At 64.7% G+C, this 18,777-nt stretch carries 13 protein-coding genes and 1 pseudogene; 5 read left to right on the top strand and 9 right to left on the bottom strand.

The annotated features are described in order from the left end of the window. The first annotated feature begins 137 nt into the window (after positions 1-137). Positions 138-986 (top strand): 3-keto-disaccharide hydrolase, encoded by an 849-nt coding sequence (locus BM436_RS04375; RefSeq protein WP_093553925.1) that lies wholly within the window; start codon positions 138-140, stop codon positions 984-986. Between the two features lie 46 nt (positions 987-1,032). Here the strand turns inward: BM436_RS04375 and BM436_RS04380 are convergent, their stop codons facing one another. Further along, positions 1,033-2,586 (bottom strand): winged helix-turn-helix domain-containing tetratricopeptide repeat protein, encoded by a 1,554-nt coding sequence (locus BM436_RS04380; RefSeq protein WP_093553927.1) that lies wholly within the window; start codon positions 2,584-2,586, stop codon positions 1,033-1,035. A 147-nt stretch (positions 2,587-2,733) separates the two neighbouring features. On the opposite strand from BM436_RS04380, the gene BM436_RS04385 reads away from it, so the two are divergent. The 4 genes and pseudogenes from BM436_RS04385 to BM436_RS38790 all read left to right on the top strand — a co-directional run. After that, positions 2,734-3,489, top strand: coding sequence for an SDR family oxidoreductase (locus BM436_RS04385; protein WP_093553929.1), 756 nt, complete (start codon positions 2,734-2,736; stop codon positions 3,487-3,489). A 63-nt stretch (positions 3,490-3,552) separates the two neighbouring features. Beyond that, on the top strand, positions 3,553-4,032 hold the full coding sequence (locus BM436_RS04390) for a carboxymuconolactone decarboxylase family protein (RefSeq protein WP_093553931.1): 480 nt from the start codon (positions 3,553-3,555) through the stop codon (positions 4,030-4,032). Positions 4,033-4,496: 464 nt separating this feature from the next. Then, positions 4,497-6,770 carry a nitric-oxide reductase large subunit gene (locus BM436_RS04395; RefSeq protein ID WP_093553933.1) on the top strand — a complete coding sequence of 758 codons (2,274 nt, stop codon included), beginning with the start codon at positions 4,497-4,499 and terminating at the stop codon, positions 6,768-6,770. Next, a pseudogene (locus BM436_RS38790) lies at positions 6,751-6,837 on the top strand (hypothetical protein); the annotation flags it as partial. The gene BM436_RS04395 and the pseudogene BM436_RS38790, both read left to right, overlap by 20 nt. Positions 6,838-6,992: 155 nt before the next feature. Here the strand turns inward: BM436_RS38790 and BM436_RS04405 are convergent. From BM436_RS04405 to glmS, 8 genes are all read right to left on the bottom strand, one after another. Next, positions 6,993-7,832, bottom strand: a complete 840-nt coding sequence (locus tag BM436_RS04405; protein WP_093554366.1) for a CPBP family intramembrane glutamic endopeptidase — start codon at positions 7,830-7,832, stop codon at positions 6,993-6,995. A 29-nt stretch (positions 7,833-7,861) separates the two neighbouring features. Next, on the bottom strand, positions 7,862-8,335 hold the full coding sequence (locus tag BM436_RS04410; protein WP_093553935.1) for a MarR family winged helix-turn-helix transcriptional regulator: 474 nt from the start codon (positions 8,333-8,335) through the stop codon (positions 7,862-7,864). A 154-nt stretch (positions 8,336-8,489) separates the two neighbouring features. Next, positions 8,490-8,735 (bottom strand): cation-transporting P-type ATPase, encoded by a 246-nt coding sequence (locus BM436_RS38660; protein ID WP_093553937.1) that lies wholly within the window; start codon positions 8,733-8,735, stop codon positions 8,490-8,492. Continuing rightward, positions 8,656-9,852: a ricin-type beta-trefoil lectin domain protein gene (locus tag BM436_RS04420; protein ID WP_177306953.1), complete on the bottom strand. Its 1,197-nt coding sequence runs from the start codon at positions 9,850-9,852 to the stop codon at positions 8,656-8,658. Before BM436_RS04420 ends, BM436_RS38660 begins: the two co-directional genes overlap by 80 nt. Next, positions 9,779-10,219, bottom strand: a complete 441-nt coding sequence (locus tag BM436_RS35950) for an alpha-amylase family protein (RefSeq protein WP_143132966.1) — start codon at positions 10,217-10,219, stop codon at positions 9,779-9,781. Before BM436_RS35950 ends, BM436_RS04420 begins: the two co-directional genes overlap by 74 nt. A gap of 33 nt (positions 10,220-10,252) precedes the next feature. After that, positions 10,253-10,810 carry an alpha-galactosidase gene (locus BM436_RS04430; RefSeq protein ID WP_093553943.1) on the bottom strand — a complete coding sequence of 186 codons (558 nt, stop codon included), beginning with the start codon at positions 10,808-10,810 and terminating at the stop codon, positions 10,253-10,255. Between the two features lie 80 nt (positions 10,811-10,890). Beyond that, positions 10,891-16,542 carry a discoidin domain-containing protein gene (locus tag BM436_RS04435; protein ID WP_093553945.1) on the bottom strand — a complete coding sequence of 1,884 codons (5,652 nt, stop codon included), beginning with the start codon at positions 16,540-16,542 and terminating at the stop codon, positions 10,891-10,893. A 388-nt stretch (positions 16,543-16,930) separates the two neighbouring features. Then, positions 16,931-18,760: a glutamine--fructose-6-phosphate transaminase (isomerizing) gene (gene glmS / locus BM436_RS04440; RefSeq protein WP_093553947.1), complete on the bottom strand. Its 1,830-nt coding sequence runs from the start codon at positions 18,758-18,760 to the stop codon at positions 16,931-16,933. Positions 18,761-18,777 lie beyond the last annotated feature (17 nt).

Consider the following 18,777-nt stretch of genomic DNA (forward strand, 5'->3'; position numbering starts at 1 on the left):
GCTGGAACTGGTTCCCATTTTCGCGAGTTCGACTGCTTCTGGCATGGCTTTTCACGGGGCTCGAATTGCCATGCAATTCGCAGTCGGCTCCTTTCACTCCCCGTCCTGAAGGACGAGGTTTCTCGGAGCAAAATAAGATGAAAACCATAGTATGGATCGGCGCACTGACCGCCTTCTTCTCGATCTGCAACGGCGCCGCGGCTTCAGGTACGCAAGCTGATCCCGCTGCAACCGAGGTGTGGAACCCCGAGCCAGCGTTAGTCGCGCCGGGCGACTCCCGCACCGCGCCGTCCGATGCCATCGTTCTTTTCAGTGGAAACGACCTGAAGGAGTGGACCGGCGCGAACGGGCAAGACAGCCCCGCCGGGTGGCGCGTGTTCGATGGGGTCATGAAGGTCGTCAGCGGGGCCGGGCATATCCAAACCCGTCGTCTCTTCAGGGACTATCAATTGCATCTCGAATGGCGCACCCCATCCGACGCCCTCGGGACGGGGCAGCATCGCGGCAACAGCGGAGTTTTTCTCGCGGCGACAGGTCCCGGTCCCGGTCCACGCGGTTACGAAGTGCAGATACTGGATTGTTTTCACAATCGAACCTACGCAAACGGCCAGGCATCAAGTGTTTACAAGCAGTTCATTCCACTAGTCAACGCATGCAGGCCCAATGGCGAATGGCAGAGCTATGACGTGCTATGGTCGGCGCCCCGCTTCCGCGCCGACCACAGCCTCTTGTCCCCGGCCCGGCTCACCGTCCTGCACAACGGCATCCTGGTTCAATGGAATGTCGAACTCGGCGGCGAAACTGTCTATGCCGGCACGCCACGCTACGCCGCACATGGACCCGCCCCGATTTTGCTACAGGATCATGGCGACAAAGGCGCCGGCGTCGAATTCCGGAATATCTGGGTCCGAGAACTCAACCGTGTCGAACCCGGGTCACCCGCTCAGGACTCAAGCAAGGCGACGCAGCCAAAGTCCGCGGAGTGACCCAGCCGCGCGTCCCCGATGCCGCCGCCGGCCCGGCGTGCATCGTTTATTCCGGCAGCCCCGCCCTGCGCAGGCCGTCCAGCAAGATGGCGAGATCCTGGGGACGCTGGATCGGCAGCCACTCCGCGATATTGGAGAGGCGCAAGCCGGGGTCGAGCCGGCGCAGATGATCCATCGCGGCCCGCGCTTCGGCCACGCGTCCGGCCAGCGCGTGGCTGGCGGCGAGGATGGCGGCGGCCAGCAGGAAACCCGGCAAGTCCCGGAACCCCCGCTCCGCCCATGACGACGCCGTGTCGAAGCGCCCCATGAACAGATGCGCGACCGCCATGCCGACTTGCATGCGGTACAGTTCCGGGTCCAGTGGACTCAAACGCATGGCGCGCGCAAAGTGTTCGATGGCGGCATCGGTTTCGCCGCGCCACAGCCTGAGGAAGCCGCCGAGAAATATCGCCGCCGCGAGGTTGGGGTTCAGCACGAGCGCCTTGTCCAGCAAGGCGATGCCGCCCTCGAGGTCGCGGGCCAGATAGGCGATCGCGTGGCCGCTTCTGGTGAGCGCCACCGCGTCGCCCTTGTCCAGCTCCATGGCGCGGCGGGCCAGCCGGATGCCCTCCGCGATCTCGCCGGGGCGATCGGTCATCCAGCCGTTGATCTTGCGCCAGCAATGGCACCATGCCGCCATCGCGTGGGCCGACGCGAAATCCGGATCGGACTCGATGGCCCGGTGGAAGAACGACAGCGCCGGACCTATGGTCTCCCTGCTGCCATGATGCAGTTCGGCCACGCCGCGCAGATAGTAGTCGTAGGCGTCGAGGCTTTCGGTGGGCTTGTGCTTCGCGCGTTCGATTTCCGCCCGTTCGAGTTCCGGCGCGATGGCGCCGACCACGCTTTCGGTGATCCGGTCCTGCAGCGCGAAGATGTCCCCCAGCACGCCTTCGAAGCGGCCCGCCCAGTGGTGCGCGCCGGTGGTCGCGTCGATCAGCTGGCCCGTGATGCGCACGCGGTCGTTCGCCTTGCGCCAGCTGCCTTCCAGCACGTAGCGCACGCCCAGTTCGCGGCCGACCTGCTTCACGTCCACCGCGCGGCCCTTGTAGGTGAAGCTCGAATTGCGCGCGACGACGAACAGCCAGCGATACTGCGACAAGGCGGCGATGACGTCCTCCACCACGCCGTCGGCCAGATAGTCCTGCTCCCGGTCCCCGCTCAAGTTCACGAACGGCAGGACGGCGATGGACGGCTTGGCGGGCAGCGCGGGCGCGGGGGGCTGCGCCGACGGGTGGCCATCGTGGGAATCGACTTCCCTGGCTTCGGCCACGAAGCGGAAGCCCTTGCGGGCCACCGTTCGAATCACGCGCTGCTGCCCGCCGCTGTCGCCGACCGCCTTGCGCACCGCGTTGATGTGGCTGGCCAGGGTCGATTCCGAGACGATGCGGCCGGCCCATACCGCGGCGATCAGATCGTCCCTGCTGACGACGCGCTCGCGGTTGCTCGCCAGGTAGACCAGCAGGTCGAAGACCTGGGGCGCGGTGGCGACCACCTGGGACGCCCGCAGCAGTTCGCGCCGGTCCAGGTCGATCACGCAGTCGTCAAACATTAAGGACATTCACGGCTCCCTGTTCCGTGGACCAATTTCCAAGCCAAATCCAAGGAAAACCCAAGGTCTTGGCAAAGTCTTCCGCCCGGCCGAAACGCATACTGGGCACTCGATCGCTGCACTGAAGATGATAAACACTGAATCGAGGAGCGGAACATGAAAATAGTTGTGATTGGTGGTAGTGGCCTTATCGGGTCAAATATTGTAACCCGGCTACGTTTGAATGGTCACGAGACCGTGGCGGCATCGCCCGGCACCGGCGTGAACACCCTCACCGGCAAGGGGCTGGCCGAGGCGCTCGCCGGCGCCCAGGTGGTGGTCGACGTGGCGGGCGCCCCCACGTTCGAGGACAAGGCCGTGATGGAGTTCTTCCAGACCTCCACCCGCAACCTGCTCGCCGCGGAGGCCGAGGCCGGCGTTGAGCATCACGTCGCGCTCTCCATCGTCGGCAGCGACCGCCTGCCGGACAACGGCTACTTCAGGGCCAAGGTCGCCCAGGAAAACCTGATCAAGGCGTCGAAGCTGCCCTACACCATCCTGCGCTCGACGCAGTTCGCCGAGTTCATCGAGGGCATCATCAATTCGAGCGCCGACGGCGACACGGTCCGCCTTTCACCCGCCCTGATCCAGCCCATCGCGGCGGACGACGTGTCGGCCGCGATGGCCGATCTCGCGGTCGGCGCGCCGGTGAACGGCACCGTCGAAGTGGGCGGCCCCGACCGCTTCCCGCTCGACGAGCTGGCGCGCAAGTTTCTCGCCGCGCGCGACGACAAGCGGCAGGTCATCGCCGACGTGCACGCGCGCTACTTCGGCAGCGAACTGGACGACCGGTCGCTCGTCACCGGCGAGCACGCGCGCATCGGGGCTACACGTTTCCACAACTGGCTCAGCCGCTCGTCGGCGCGGGGATGAGCCTGTGATTCACGGGCCGCGCCGGCCCGCCACCCACTTTTTTTCCGACACAGAGGAGCCATCATGAGCCAACGCATCGATTACCAAAAACAATCCCCCGAGCTGTTCAAGAAGTTCGTCGAGTTCAGCCTGGCCTTCAAGAATTCCGCCGTCGAGCAGCCGGTCCGCGATCTGGTGGATATCCGGGCCTCGCAGCTCAACGGCTGCGCCTTCTGCCTGGACATGCACATCAAGGAAGCCACGATCCATGGCGAGCGGCCGCTGCGGCTGCATCACGTCGCCATCTGGCGCGAGTCCACGCTGTTCAGCCCGCGCGAGCGCGCCGCCCTGGCGTGGACCGAGGTCCTGACCCAGATTCCCGCCCAGGGCGTGTCCGACGAGGTCTACGAGCGCGTGCGCACGCAACTGTCCGAGAAGGAGTTGTCCGACCTGACCTTCCTGGTGATGTCGATCAACGCCTGGAACCGCGTCAACGTGGCCTTCCGCATCGTGCCCGGCACGTATGACAAGGCGTTTGGCGTCGACAAGTCCGGCCTGGCCTGACAGGCCCCTCCTGGCGCCGGCGCGCGAACGCCGTACAGGCCGCCGGCGCCGACGTTCCCTCCCGGCGGTGGACCTTGTTCAACGACGCGGTATTGACCGATCTGCAATCGCGTGCGCAGGCGGCAACCGCGCCCAGCAGCGGGCCGGCGGCCAGTTCGCGCGCCACGCCCTGGGTCGCCAGCGCGGTCGGTTGCCGTTTTTCGACGCGGCGCATCGAAATATTGTCCGGCCATTTCGCGATAGTGCGAATTCAGCCAGATCACGCAACACATTGGGCCGGGCGGGGAAGGCGCACGGCGTAAGATGGTCCTTGTCCACAAGAAGCCATCCATGCGCAAATCGTGGACGTTGCGATCCATGCTGCGCGCATCCCTGAAACATCACTGCCGCGGCAAAGGAGGCGCTATGCGAAAAGTGCTGGTCGAGTTTTACGATCACCCGCCGTCCACCGGGGAACAAAGCCAATGAACAGCACAAGAAGGCTTTGGCTCTGCCTGGTGTTGCTGCTCGCGGCGTCTTTTGGAACCCTGCTGTGGACCGGCGATGAAATCCATCGCCAAGCTCCTCCCATGCCGGAACGCGTGGTGTCGACCGATGGCAAGGTCCTTTACACGCGCGCCGACATCGAAAAAGGGCGTCAAGTCTGGCAGTCCTTCGGCGGCATGCAACTCGGTTCGATCTGGGGTCACGGTGGCTATGTCGCGCCCGACTGGAGCGCCGACTGGCTGCATCGCGAGGCGATGACCCTGCTTGACCGCTGGGCGCTGCGGGAAGACCGCGGGAATTACGACAGTCTATCCGCGGAACGGCGGGCCGCCTTGCGCGGCAGGCTGGAAGCCGGCATGCGCCGCAACACATATGATCCCGCCCGGCGCGCGATCACCGTGGACCAGGATCGCGCCGCGGCGATCGCTTCCGTGTCGGGCCATTACCAAAGCCTGTTCGGCAACGAAGCCGCCACGGCCGGCCTGCGCGAAGCCTACGCGATGAAAAACGACACGGTGCCCGACGCGCGGCACCGCGAGGCGCTCTCCGCCTTCTTCTGGTGGACCGCCTGGGCGACCGTGACGGAACGCCCGGACAGCGGGATCAGCTACACGAGCAACTGGCCGAGCGAACCGCTGGTGGGTAACAAGCCTCCGGCCAGCACCTTTGTCTGGTCGGCCTTCAGCGTGCTGTTCGTGATCGCCGGCATCGCCCTGCTGGGCTGGCATCACGCGGTGTCGGATGGCCGCCGGGAGGAACATCTTCCCCCCGAGACCGACCCCATGCGCGCCCTGGTGATCACGCCTTCGATGAAAGCCGTAGGCAAGTACTTCTGGCTGTTGCTCGGCATGTTCCTGCTTCAAATTCTACTCGGCAGCATTACCGCCCATTATCAGATCGAGGGACAGCGGCAGTACGGCATGAATCTATCCGAAGTCCTGCCCTATGCGCTCACACGGACCTGGCACACGCAACTGGCCGTGCTGTGGATAGCCACCGCCTGGCTGGCGACCGGCCTCTATATGGCGCCGGCCATTTCAGGGCACGAGCCTCGCTTCCAGCGACTGGGCGTCAACATCTTGTGGGTCTGCCTGCTGCTCATCGTGGTGGGCGCCTTTAGCGGGCAATGGTTTGCCGTCATGCAAAAGCTGGGACTCGAACACAACTTCTGGTTCGGCCACCAGGGCTGGGAATACGCCGACATGGGCCGATTCTGGCAATGGTTTCTCTTCATCGGCCTGCTGCTGTGGCTGACGTTGGTCGGCCGCTCGCTGTGGCCGGCCTTGCGCGAAGACCACCCCTCGCGCTCCATCGTCGCGTTGCTGTTCCTGGCTACCGTCGCCATCGGCCTGTTCTACGGCGCCGCACTGATGTGGGACGAACATACGTCGCTCTCCATGGTCGAGTATTGGCGCTGGTGGCTGGTGCACTTGTGGGTGGAAGGATTTTTCGAGGTCTTCGCTTCGGCGGTGCTGGCCATCATCTTCGTGCGGCTCGGCCTGATGCCGGTGAAAACAGCCACCACGGCAGTCCTGTTCGCCACCATCATTTTCATGGCGGGCGGCGTGCTTGGCACGCTCCATCACCTGTACTTCAGCGGTACACCAACCGCCGTCATCGCGATAGGCGCGAGCTTCTCGGCGCTGGAAGTGGTGCCGCTCGCCTACCTTGGCTTCGAAGCCTATCACCACTATCGTCTCGGGCATGCGACGCCATGGATGCGGCGCTACCGCTGGCCCGTGATGTTTTTCCTCGCGGTCTCGTTCTGGAACCTGGTGGGCGCCGGCCTGCTTGGCTTTCTCATCAACCCGCCGCTGTCGCTCTACTATATGCAGGGCTTGAACCTGACGCCACTCCATGGCCACACCGCGCTGTTCGGCGTCTACGGCATGCTTGGCATCGGCCTCGTGCTTTTCTGCCTGCGCGGCCTGAAGCCCGCCCTGGTCTGGAACGACCGCCTGCTTCAGATCAGCTTCTGGTCCTTCAACATCGGACTGGCGCTGATGGCGGTGCTGACCCTGCTACCCATCGGCACACTGCAACTGCTGGCCGCGGTGAACCACGGCTACTGGTACGCGCGCTCGGCGGAATTCATGCAACGGCCGCTAATCGATACGCTGATATGGATGCGCGTGCCGGGCGACGTGGTTTTCACCATAGGCGCGATCACACTGACGTGGTTCGTCGCGAGCCTTTGGATCAAGCCAAACAGGGGGGACGGCGAAGTTGGCGATGATTCGGGGCCAACTTGACGATTTACGCAGCGACCCTTGCCTCATAGTGTATTTGGACAGGATACTGGTCGTCCTGGCGCGCTGCTGCCTGCGCGAGGACTTCAGGATTTTCCGCGTGGAGCGCATCACGGCGGTGGACACGACGGGGGCAGCTTTCGACCGCGCCGTGCCGCCTTGCCGCGGGCGTATTTGGCGCAGCTCGATGCTGAATCGGAGGAGCGCGGTCGAACCGCGGCATGCTCACCGCCCCCTGTTCATAAGGTTTGGCCCCCGGCGCAGCCAGAACGCGGCGGCGGCGGCGATCAGCAGCAGGGTGACCAGCGAGCCCTCCACGCCGAACACGCCGCCGGTCAGCATGGCGTTGCCCACCAGTTCGCCGCGCAGCAGGCCGTCGGTGGCGGCGTGGCCCGAGACGGTCGAGGAAAACACCTGGCTGACGCAGTAATTCCACGCGACGTGGGTGCCGATGCAGATCCACAGGCGGCGCGTCTTCATGTAAAGCGCGGCCTGCAGCACGCCATAGGCGGCCAGGGCGCCGACCGCCGGCACCGACAGGCCCTCGTTCGGCAGGTGGGCCAGGCTGAACACCAGCGCCGAGATGGCGACGGCGGCCTTGCCGCCCAGCGAGCGTTCGGTGACGCCGAAGATCACGCCGCGGAACATCATCTCCTCGGCCATGCCGACCAGCACCAGCTCGGCCAGCGGCAACAGTATCGCCAGGCCGGGCGAGTTGACACCGCCGAAGCGGTAGACGCCCAGCGCCGCCAGCACGGCGAAGGTGAGCGCCACCAGCCCCGCGCCGAGCAGCAGGCCGGTGGCCAGCTCGCGCCCCATGCCCTGGGTCGCCAGTTCGGTGGGCTGCCGTTTTTCGACGCGGCGCACATAGAAGCGGTAGCCGAACCACACCAGGACGGCGGCCAGCAGCTGCGGCCACGCCACGCGGTACGGCTTTTCGACCAGCTTGGAGGCGACGATCATCGTCAGCGGCACGGCGGCGAAGGTCAGCACCATGCCGAGCACGATGCGGACCAGCGGATGCGCCATCAGGCGCGATGCCAGGGCGGGTTTGTTCGTTGCCATGCTCAGCGTATTGTCCATAGTCGCTTTCATCAGGGGGTTGGTGGTGTTTGCTTGCTCTCGGCGCGGATGCGCTCGCCGAAGGAGCGCCGCTCGAGCACGGCGATGGCCTGCGCCAGGCACTCCGACAGGGGAAACGCCAGTTCCGCGTCCAGGCCGTCCGCCGCGCGCTTGGTGGCCTGCCAGCACGCCTGCAGGCGGGGCAGCATCGCCTCGCCCCGCGGGCTCAGGCGCACCACCCGCTGCCTGCCGTCCTCGCCGCCGGCGGCCACCAGCAGCAGGCCTTCCTTCTTCATCAGCGCCACCGTTTGCGTGGCCGCCGGCTGCGTGATGCCCGCCAGTTCGGCCAGCTGGCCGATGGTCGCGCTTTGCCGCTGCGCCAGCACCCGCATCACCGGCGTGTAGCGCGGCCGGTAATCCAGGCCCGCGTCCACATAGGATTGCTGGACCGCGCCATCGAGCAGTTCGATCAGGTGCCGCAGTTGGGTTCCGAGTCCTTGTTTCATGTGGCTATATTAGCATCTTTTATATAAGTGCTTATATAAATATTTTATATCGCATCGTGTGCCCCTGGAAGGCGCGCTTTCGCTTGGCGGTGGCCAGGACGGGGGCGTCGTTGCCCCCTTTCCAGCGGCGTCCGGGGCTCCCCGGCCCCCTCGGTCAGCCGCGCGATGCCTCCCACTGCCGTATGGTGCCGGTGGCCGTGACCAGCGCGGCGGCGGCGAACAAGATATGGATCAGCGGGCTTCGAAACTGGCGCAGCAAAAGCAGAAGAATCGAGCGCTTCTCCGGCGCACCGCGCGTGTGCGCCGCCCTGGTGCTGCGCTTACTGACTGAACAGCCATTGCTGAGTCTGGCTGTTGGCATCGCAAACCGCCAACTCGGGCTGGCCGTTGGCCGGCACATCCAGGCACAGGCCGTTCATGGTCATCGTGCCATTCGCGGCAAATTCCCACTTCTGCTTATTGCTGCCATTGCATTCTCCAATGCCGAGCCTGGCCCCAACGATAGGCGTGGCGCCCAATGCGTCGAGGCAGCGGTTGCCGTAGACCACCAGTTCACTGCGGGCAGTGCGTGCGAAAGTTTGGTTCTGGCCGCCATGGCAATACCCCAAGCCGGCCTGAATACCCACGCTGGCATTGTTGTTGGGCAGGCCGACGCAGCGGCCGGATGGCGCCGAAACCAGCGTGCCGCCGTTGGCGCCGGCGATTTCCTGGATCACGACCGCATCGAAGTCGGGCGCCTGGCCGCTTGCATTGCTGAAAGTGATCGTGTTGGCCACACCCTTGGCCAGCGACAGCATCACCGACACCGAACCGATATTGTCCCGGCCGCCGGTGGACGGGAAGGCCACCATGGTCGGGGTCTGGCCGTTGACCTGCATGCTGGCGCGCCGCACCTCGGTTTCACTGTTGCTATAGACGATGTTGGCCAGCTTCAGCCCGGCCGTGGCTGCCTTCACGTCCTTGATCACCAGCGTCGCGCCGTTCCCGACGCCGGCGACTTTGCCGGTGTTCGAGCACCTTGCGCAGTTCACGCGCGCGGCATTGCCGCCAAGTGTGTTGGCGCTGGCTTCGGCTTCATACACGCGGCTGTCGCCCTCGCGGCCGCTGACACGCAGCAGCACCGAGCCCTTGGCCGGCACTGTCGCCGTGTACGACGCGGCAAAGCTGCCCAGGTTGGCCTTGGCCCATACGTCGCGCACGCTGGCGGTGGCGGCGGCGAGGCCGGTGTCGGCCCAGCGCACTGTCATCGATGCGCGCTGTCCCGTGCGGTTGAGCAGCATGACAGCGCGCTTGCCGCTGCCGCTCAATACTTTGCTGTAGACCTGGAGGCCGGCGCTGTCTTCGGCCACTTTCACGCCTTGCAAACCACGTCCGTCCTGATTGATTGCCAGCACTTCCGCATTCGTCACGATGGCTTTGGTAGCCTCGTTCATCGTCGTCAAGTCATTGCCCAGTAGAAGAGGCGAGCCAGCGATCACCCACATCGCCATGTGCGTGCGGCTTTCCGCCTCGGTCAAGGTCGACGCCGCCCGCGCCCCTTGCCACGCCATTGCCGACGATCATCATGTCGAGATCATTGACGAAGCCGGTATGGTGGGCGGCCGGATGCAGTCCCTTGTCGAAGTTCACCATGGTCTTCCATAGCGCTGGCTTGAGTATCATCCTGTCGAGCGGGACGGCGGTACCGCCCGGCGTGCCCGCCGGCTTTTCCCAGAAGATGACGTCGTCGCTGGTGCGCCACATCGGCGCAAGGCCCGGCGCCCAGTTCCATGGCTCGTCACGGCCCCACTGGCACATCGACAGAGTCATCGCGCGGCCGCTTGTCGCACTGGCCTGCGCGATCGCCTCGCTGATCGTGGTATACGCTTCCCGCGCGTCGAGCACTGTCTTCTGGTAGCCGAAGCCGCCGCCGCCGCACTAGTCGACCTTGACGAAATCAAAGCCCCAGTTCTGGAATTGCTTGGCGTCGCGCAATTCATGGCCGCGCATGCCGGCCGTCATGCCGTCCGATTGCGGCCGCGTCGTATTCAGGTAGCCGCAGCCGCTCGCGCCCGCGTCCGTATAGATGCCGGCCTTCAGACCCTTGCTGTGGATATAGTCGGCGACAGCCTTCATGCCGCCCGGCCATTCCGTTTCGTTGACGACCATATTGCCGGCCGCATCGCGCGCACCTTGCCACCAGCCGTCGTCCAGGTTGAAGTAGGTGTAGCCGGCATCCTTCAAGCCGCCTGGGGCGGCGTAGGCATCGACCTGCGTCTTCAAGATCTCGAAATTTATGCTGCTGGCAAATGCGTTCCAGCTCGCCCAACCAAGCACGGGTGCCGGAACCTTGATTTGCGGGGCGCTCGCGGCAACGCTTGGCGCGGCGGTGGCCTCGCCACCGAAAACGGTCAATGCCGTCGCAGCCGTCAAAATTCTCGCGATCATTGCCGCTCTCGACAGCGGCCTCTTGTGTGTTGCGTGCTTCTTTTTCATTTTTCAATAACTCGCACGACCTTGCGGCCGTGATTATATGAGGGGGAGCGAACGGTATTGTCTTGCCCTCCCCCTCAACTTCAGTTGGGTTGCACCGCGCCGTGGAAGCGCACTTCCGACAGATTGCCAAACCAGGCGCCACCGTTGTAAATCCGGATGTAACGATATGGCACGCCGCCGGTGACCGGCAGGGTTTGCCAGTCCATGGTCGATGCCGCCGGCGCGGTCAGTGCGCTCCAGTTGGTATTGTCGTTCGAGCCCTGGATCACCACGCCGTTGGCGCGCGTGTAGTAGTTGTCCTGCCGTGCGGCCAGTTCCACGCTGGTCAGAATGGCCTCGTTGCCCGTGAAGTCGAACGTGACATAGGCGCCGTTACCCGCGTTGTTGGTGCCGGTGCGGAAGTCGGAGATTGTGCCCAGGTTGCCGTCAAACAGGTTGTTGACGATGGCGGCCGTGGTCGCCGCCGGGCGGTTGACGGTGGAGTCGATCAGGGTCGCGAGGGTGGACAGATTGCGGATCACGTCCGACTCATCGACCAGGTACAGCGCGGTGCCATCGGTGGTGGCGGTGGTGGTGACGCCATTCATGCCGCTCTGTAGCTTGTAGTTGACGGCGAATGTCACCGCGCCCGGCGCCACGCCCTGGGGCAGGGTCGCGGTGGCGGTGAAGTTGACGTTGTCGGTCGTGGTCACGGCAGCCGCCTGGCCCTGGATCGTGGCGCTGACATTGTTCACGGCTTCCTTCGCCGTGAAGGCCAGTTGGACGGTGTTGCCCGGCACAACGCGGTTGCGCAGCGATTGCGGCGAGTTGATCGACACCGTGGCGATCCTGTTGGACTGGGCCGCGCCGCGCAGTCGCAGCTCGGCGATGTTGCCGAACCAGTTGCCGCCATTGTAGATCCGGATGTAGCGGTAGGGCTGGGGATTGATCGCCAGCCGCTGCCATTCGGCCGACGAGACGGCCGCGCCCGAGATCGTGGTCCAGCTGGCGTTGTCGTTGGAGCCCTGCACCACGGTGCCGGCGATGCGGGTGTAATACTGGTCCTGGCGGCCGAGCAGGTCCACGCCGGTCAGCGTGGCGCTGCCGTCCTCCTTGAAGTCGAAGATGATGTAGGCGCCGTAGCCCGAGTTGGTGGTGCCGGTGCGGAAATCCGAAGCGCTGGCCAGCCCGTCGAACATGTTGTTAACCGTGCTCAGCGTGACCGCCGCGCTCCGGTTGACGGTGGAATCGATCAGCGTGGCGATCGCGGGGACGTTGCGGATCACATCGGATTCATCGGCCACGTACAGCGTGGTGCCGTCGGTGGTCGCGGTGGTGGCGACGCCGTTCATGCCGCTCTGCAGTTTGTAGTTGAGGGCGAATGTCACCGTGCCCGTCGCCACGCCCTGGGGCAGGGTCGCGGTGGCGGTGAAGTTGACGTTGTCCGCCGTGGCCACGGTGGCCGCCTGGCCCTGGATCGTGGCGCTGACATTGGTCACCGCTTCCTTCGCCGTGAAGGTCACTTTGACGGAATTGCCCGCCGCGATGCGGTTGCGCAGCGATTGCGGCGAGCCGATCGACACCGTGGCGATCCTGTTGGACTGGGCCACGCCACGCAGCCGCAGCTCGGCCATGTTGCCGAACCAGTTGCCACCATTGTAGATCCGGATGTAGCGGTAGGGCTGGGGATTGATCGCCAGTTGCTGCCACTCGGCCGACGAGGTGGCCGCGCCCGAGATCGTGGTCCAGCTGGCGTTGTCGTTGGAGCCTTGCACCACGGTCCCGGCGATGCGGGCGTAATCCCCGTCCTGCCGGCTGAGCAGGTCCACACCCGACAACGCGGCGCTGCCGCCCTCCTTGAAGTCGAAGGTGATGTAGCCGCCGCTGCCCGAGTTGTCGGCGCCGGTGCGGAAATCCGAGACGCTGCCCAGGGCGCCGTCGAACAGGGCGTTCACCTGCGTCAGCGTGGCCGCCGCCGTGCGGTTGACGGTGGAGTCGATCAGCGTTGCGATGGCGGGCACGTTGCGGATCACATCGGATTCGTCGACCAGGTACAAGGTCGTGCCGTCGGTGGTCGCGCTGGTGGTGATGCCGTCCATGCCGCTCTGCAGCTTGTACTTGATGGCGAAGACGACTGGGCCCGTCGCCACCCCCTGGGGCAGAGTCACGCTGGCGGTGAAGTTGACGTTGTCCGTCGTGGCCACCGTGGCCGCCTGGCCCTGGACCGTGACGCTGACATTGTTCGCCGCTTCCTTGGTGGCGAAGGTCAGTTTGACGGCGTTGCCCGGCACAATGCGGCTGCGCAGCGATTGCGGCGAGCTGATCGACACCGCAGCCATCTTCTGGGACCGCGCCACGCCGTGCAAGCGCAGCTCGGCCATGTTGCCGAACCAGTTGCCGCCATTGTAGATCCGGACGTAGCGGTAGGGCTGGGGGTTGCTGATCGCCAGTTGCTGCCACTCGGCCGACGAGACGGCGGCGCTCGACATGGTGGTCCAGCTGGCGTTGTCGTTCGAGCCTTGCACCACGGTGCCGGCGGCGCGTCCAACCTGGTCCTGGCGGGCCAGCAGTTCCGCCCGCGACAAGGTGGCGCTGCCATCTTCCTTGAAGTCGAAGGTCAGGTAGCCTCCGTACCCGCTGCCGTTGACGCGGAAGTCGGTCGCCGAGTTGATATTGCCGTCGAACAGCAGATTCGCCACCGTCCTCACGTCGGTCGCGTTCCTGCCGCTGGAATCGGTCAATGCCGCGATGTCCAGGTTGCCGAGGTAGTTGGTCTGGTCCGAGATGAACAGCGCGCTGCCGTCCGTGGTGAAGTAGGTGGTGTCGGCGTCGAAGCCCTCGGCCGTCTTGTAGTCGAGCACGAACTTGACGTTGGTGATGTCGGCAGTGGCCGATGCGACCCAGGACGCGGTCCAGTTCAGGTTGTCGGCCGTGGTGACGGCCACCGGCTGGCCCAGCACGGTGAGGCGCAGGTTGTTGATGGGGGCGACCGCCGTGATGGTCACCTTCACGGTGTTGCCCGGCACAATGCGGGTCTTTATGCGTTGGTCCGAGCCGATCGACACGGCCGACAACTTGTTGACCGCCTCGTGGCGCGCGCCGAAAATCCTGAATTCAGACAGCTCCAGCATTTGGTTGCTTGACCCGAACTTCTGTATCCTGATAAATCGGAATCTTTTTTCCTTGAGGTCGTCCTGCACCTCCAGCGTCTGCATATCCTCGGTGTCCACCGTCACGCCGGGCGTCAGCCGGGTCCAGGTTTCATTGTCGTTGGAACCGAACATCGCGGCATTGCCGATGCGGGTCGGGAAGCTGGCGCGCACCTGCACCTGGAAAGAACTGGCCGAGACCCGGTAGCCGGCGCCAAAGTCCAGGGTATGGGCCAGGTTCTGGGCGAGAAAATACCCGATGAAGGTGTCGGGCGCGTTGTCCAGCGCATTCGAGACGCCCGAGCCGAAGGTGGACGAGGCCAGCATTTTGGAATAATCCAGGCTGCCATCGTCAATCACCGGGGTCAGCGGTTGCAGGCCGGCGACGGCATTGCCGAGCGCCGTCAATCGGGCGGCGAAGGTATCGTCCGTGGCGCCGTTGATGGCGGCCACGGCATCGGCGTGGGCGGCGTAGTAGGCCGACAGCGACGCGCTGATGTACGTGGTGCCGGCCTGGAAGGCGGCGTTGGCGGCCGCGACAGCCGATTGGCGGTCGGCCGTCACCACCACCTTCACCAGCCTGGTGCTCACCGTGGCGCCGTCGGTGGCGGTGATGGCGAAGGTGTAGGTGCCGGCCTGCGACGGCTTCCACGAGAACGCCCCGGTGCCGGTGTTGAATGTGGCGCCCGCCGGCATGTTGTCGATCTGGTAGCTGACGACATCACCCGCGTTGGCGTCGGTGGCGGCGAAGCTGCGGTTGATGGTGCTGGTGGAGGCGGCATAGGTGTACAGGTTCAGGTCGGCGTCGCCCTCGGCGAAGACCGGAGCCGTCAGCGCGGTTCCCGGCTGCAGGTTGATGTGGTCCAGGTCGACGGTGGTGCCCGCGCCCTTGACGGTGATATGGAACATGTCGCCTATCCCCTGGTACGCGTTGAGCGCATAGGTCACGTAGCGCCACTGGCCCTTGGTGTCGGGCAGCGCGATGCTGTCGCCAAACGCTTCCAGGGTGGCGATGCCATTGGTCCTGACCCGGAACGCGACGTTCTTGCTGGAGTTGGCGTAGCTGGTCAGCGCGATCGTGCTGCCCGCGGCAGTGGCCGTCACGCGCGCGTAACCCACCGTCGCCTCGCGGATCACGGTGGAATTGCCGTCGAGCGCGGTGGCGCGGTCCTCGATTTCGCGCAGTGGATCGACGATGGGCCGGACCAGGAATTGCGCCCCTTCGGCCTCGGCCGCCGCCGCCGGTATGTAGAACCAGAATTCGCCGCCCCCGTCGACGTTATCCCAGTTATAGCTGGGGCGGCGCCTGTATGCCTCGGTGAGGTAGGGCGCGCGCTGGTCCATGTTGAAACCGCGGGCGTACTTGTAGTAGTAGTACGATCCCCATGAGTTCTGCGTCAGGCGGCCACGGTAACCGCTGGAGAGCGTCTTGTACACGATTCTGGGCGTACCGTCCGCATTGGCGTAGGCGACGGTGGGGACCCATGGCGTCTCGTAACCGAGCATGAAACGGCCCCAGTAATCGGCCGTGTCCAGGATGCGGTCGTTCAGGAATTCGTAAGGGCCGACCGCATTGGCGGCGGTCGATGGCGTGCCGTTCACCGGATCGACCTTGGTGCCCTGCGCCATCAGCTGGCGCGAGAGAATGTCCACATTCACCAGATCACCCGAGCTATGGGCCTGGTCGCGTCCCATCTCCACCAGCTGCACCACGGGCGTGACCGGCTCGCCGGTCAGGTCGTTCGTGTCAACCAGCCGGAACAAACGCTTGATGGCGCCGTTCACCCCTTGGTCCACCGCGGTCGCGTTGACGGTGAACCATTCCACGCCCTCGTTGTAACGCGCGCGGTTGCCCGTGAAGATGTAGCCCGCCATGGAACCCATCAGCGGATACAGGTGCTGGTTCATGAAGCGCCAGTTGGTGTGATTGAAGGTGTCCGTGGCCGGGACGATCAGGTTGTTCGTCAGGTTGGCGGTGTCCGCGTCGGTCCATTGCAGCGCCGGCGTCTGGTAGCTGGTGTAGCGCAGGATTTCGGCGGCCATCATCATCCGGTACATGGGCACCCCGGTGTGGATGTGCGCGTCATTGAAGTACGTGTACTGCGCCGGATCCATCTGGGCCCAGATGCGCAGGATGGCCAGGGCGTTGGCGCGGTAGATCTCGTCGCCGGTCACGTAGTACAGGATGGCTTGGGTAAAGGCCTTCTGGCCGTCCGCGATGAAGCGCCCATTGAAGCTCTGGCTGTTGAAGGCGTAGCTGAGGGGCTTGGTCGGGTCGCTGCCGCGGTTGCTGGAGACGGCCGTCCTCGACGCGGAGGAGGACAGCAGCATGTTGTTGAAATTCGTGTTCCAGGGCTCCTTTTGCGCCCGTATCTGGGTCCGCAGGTTTTCAAGGATGGGCTTGGTCAAGCCGACGCCGGGATGCTTGAAGCCGCTCGCGTCCGTGGTTTCCTGGATCGTTGGCTGGTAGCTGGTGGCCAGCGTCAGTATCGTGTCGGCGGCCGCGGCCGGGGGTGGCGACAGCACGGCCATGCCCATCAATGCCGCGAAGAATATCGATGCCACGGTACGCGTGCGCGTATTGCCATACTTGGATAACTTCATGTTCCTCCCGCTGTCCGCCGGTCGTTATCGATAACATTTCCGTGCGGGCAAATAGTGAATTGATGCTAAGGCGTCATGCGTTCGGCTACCCGAGCAAGCTTTTGTCACGGGAATATATGCTCACTGACAATTCGGTGCAACAAGTTATTGCTAGGGCACCACAGGATATCGTTAACCTTGCAATTGCTTGTTTTTGGAACAACCGATCAGCGGTTTGGGTCAATTTGGCGTCAGCACTAACATTCCTGGACCTCAGCAATAAAAAAGCCCATGAGGCCATATCACGGCACACATGGGCTGCTGAGCTAAAAAGCTTTGTGTCGAACTTTATTGTTTTGTGTCCGACTTTACTGTTCGTCCACAGTTTTCTGTCAATGGCGGCCGAGCATCACTCCACCGTCACCGACTTCGCCAGATTGCGCGGCTTGTCCACATCGGTGCCGCGCGCCAAGGCGGAGTGGTAGGCCAGCAGCTGCAGCGACACCACGTGCAGGATCGGCGACAGCTGCCCGTAGTTTTCCGGCATGCGGATCACGTGCACGCCGTCGCCCGAGGTGATGCGGGAATCGGCGTCGGCGAACACGTACAGCTGGCCGCCGCGCGCGCGCACCTCCTGCATGTTCGATTTCAGCTTCTCGATCAGCGTGTCGTTCGGGGCGATCGTCACCACCGGCATTTCCTCGGTCACCAGCGCCAGCGGGCCGTGCTTCAGCTCGCCGGCCGGGTAGGCCTCGGCGTGGATGTAGGAGATCTCTTTGAGCTTCAGCGCGCCTTCCAGGGCGATCGGGTAGTGCATGCCGCGGCCCAGGAACAGGGCGTTTTCCTTGCGGGCGAAGTCGTCGGCCCAGGCGATGATCTGGGGCTCGAGCGCCAGCACGGCGGTGATGGCGGACGGCAGGTGGCGCATCGCCTTCAGGTGGTTGCTTTCCTCCTCGTCCGTGAGGCGGCCGTTCACTTGCGCCAGCGTCAAGGTCAGCAGGAACAGCGCGGCCAGCTGGGTGGTGAAGGCCTTGGTGGACGCCACGCCCACTTCCACGCCGGCGCGGGTGATGTAGGCCAGCTTGCATTCGCGCACCATGGCGCTGGTGGCGACGTTGCAGATGGTGAGCGTGTGTTCCATGCCCAGCGAGCGCGCGTGCTTCAGGGCCGCCAGCGTGTCGGCCGTCTCGCCGCTTTGCGAGATGGTGACGACCAGCGTTTTCGGGTCGGGCACGGAGTCGCGGTAGCGGTATTCGCTGGCGATCTCGACGTTGACCGGCACCTTGGCGATGGATTCGATCCAGTACTTGGCGGTGAGGCCGGAGTAGTAGCTGGTGCCGCAGGCCAGGATCAGCACCTTGTCGATCTGCTTGAAGACCTGGTAGGCGCCGTCGCCGAACAGTTCCGGCATGACGCCGGTGACGCCTTCGAGCGTGTCGCCGATGACGCGCGGCTGTTCGAAGATTTCCTTCTGCATGTAGTGGCGGTACGGGCCCAGCTCGGCCGCGCCGGTGTGGGCGTGCACGGTCTTGACCGCGCGCTCGGCCGGCCTGCCGTTGACGTCGACGATCCAGGTGCGGCCCAGTTGCAGGTCGACCACGTCGCCTTCCTCGAGGTAGATGATCTGGTCGGTGGTGCCGGCCAGCGCCATGGCGTCGGAGGCGACGAAGTTCTCGCCCTGGCCCAGGCCGACGATCAGCGGCGAGCCCTGGCGGGCGGCGACCACGCGGTGCGGCTCCTCGCGGCAGAACACGGCGATGGCGTAGGCGCCGTGCAGGCGCTTGACGGCCTGCTGCACGGTGTCGAACAGGTCGCCCTGGTACATGTGGTCGACCAGGTGGGCGATCACCTCGGTGTCGGTCTGGCTCTGGAACACGTAGCCCAGCGCGGTGAGTTCGGCGCGCAGCTCGTCGTGGTTCTCGATGATGCCGTTGTGGACCAGCGCGATGCGCGCGTTGTCCGAGTTCGGCGAGAAGTGCGGGTGGGCGTTGTGCGAGGCGGGGGCGCCGTGCGTGGCCCAGCGGGTGTGGGCGATGCCGGTGAAGCCGTCCAGGCCGACCTCGGCCAGCTGCTTTTCCAGGTCCGCCACGCGCGAGGTGCTGCGCGAGCGCTCCAGCTTGCCGTTCACATGCAGGGCGACACCGCAGGAGTCGTAGCCGCGGTATTCCAGGCGCTTCAGGCCTTCGACCAGGATGGGGGTGATGTTACGTTGCGCGACCGCGCCAACAATACCGCACATGTGAGCCTCTTCTAGGG

The organism is Pseudoduganella namucuonensis (genome assembly GCF_900116645.1).
Classification (GTDB): Bacteria; Pseudomonadota; Gammaproteobacteria; order Burkholderiales; family Burkholderiaceae_D; genus Rugamonas; species Rugamonas namucuonensis.

Bases quoted from the DNA above. Each gene is read 5' to 3' on its own strand.
- BM436_RS04435 (WP_093553945.1), bottom strand. From the start codon at position 16,542: ATGAAGTTATCCAAGTATGGCAATACGCGCACGCGTACCGTGGCATCG.
- BM436_RS04385 (WP_093553929.1), top strand. From the start codon at position 2,734: ATGAAAATAGTTGTGATTGGTGGTAGTGGCCTTATCGGGTCAAATATT.
- glmS (WP_093553947.1), bottom strand. From the start codon at position 18,760: ATGTGCGGTATTGTTGGCGCGGTCGCGCAACGTAACATCACCCCCATC.
- BM436_RS04390 (WP_093553931.1), top strand. From the start codon at position 3,553: ATGAGCCAACGCATCGATTACCAAAAACAATCCCCCGAGCTGTTCAAG.
- BM436_RS04410 (WP_093553935.1), bottom strand. From the start codon at position 8,335: ATGAAACAAGGACTCGGAACCCAACTGCGGCACCTGATCGAACTGCTC.
- BM436_RS04375 (WP_093553925.1), top strand. From the start codon at position 138: ATGAAAACCATAGTATGGATCGGCGCACTGACCGCCTTCTTCTCGATC.
- BM436_RS04430 (WP_093553943.1), bottom strand. From the start codon at position 10,810: ATGAAAAAGAAGCACGCAACACACAAGAGGCCGCTGTCGAGAGCGGCA.
- BM436_RS04405 (WP_093554366.1), bottom strand. From the start codon at position 7,832: ATGGCAACGAACAAACCCGCCCTGGCATCGCGCCTGATGGCGCATCCG.
- BM436_RS04395 (WP_093553933.1), top strand. From the start codon at position 4,497: ATGAACAGCACAAGAAGGCTTTGGCTCTGCCTGGTGTTGCTGCTCGCG.
- BM436_RS38660 (WP_093553937.1), bottom strand. From the start codon at position 8,735: ATGTGCCGGCCAACGGCCAGCCCGAGTTGGCGGTTTGCGATGCCAACA.
- BM436_RS04380 (WP_093553927.1), bottom strand. From the start codon at position 2,586: ATGTCCTTAATGTTTGACGACTGCGTGATCGACCTGGACCGGCGCGAA.